Here is a 275-nt window from a genome sequence, read left to right as displayed (position 1 = left end):
CAAGCTTGCCAAGGATGGCGTCATTGAGCGTGAATTGGCCCTGGATGAATTCCCTGGCCCAGAGACGTTGTGGCAGTGGTGGGCCGAGCACCAAGGATTAAGCGCGCAGCAGCAGGCATTGGTTGCCCAGGACTACTACAGTGATGGCAGCAACAAAGCGCCTCGCTATTACCAGCTGCTCGCCATCAACAAGACTGTCGAGGCAATTGCCCAGGAGCAAAAGCGCATCCTGCTGGTGATGGCCACGGGTACGGGCAAGACCTATACCGCTTTCC

The 275-nt window shown here is 57.5% G+C and carries 1 protein-coding gene; it reads left to right on the top strand.

Annotation, left to right across the window (positions count from 1 at the left end; genetic code table 11):
• Positions 1-275, top strand: a 275-nt coding sequence (locus tag OH705_RS27250) for a DEAD/DEAH box helicase family protein (RefSeq protein ID WP_267303442.1), incomplete at both ends; no start/stop codon positions are given.

Source organism: Pseudomonas sp. BJa3 (genome assembly GCF_026343815.1).
Lineage (GTDB): Bacteria > Pseudomonadota > Gammaproteobacteria > Pseudomonadales > Pseudomonadaceae > Aquipseudomonas > Aquipseudomonas soli.
This window is presented reverse-complemented; position numbering and strand designations above follow the sequence as displayed.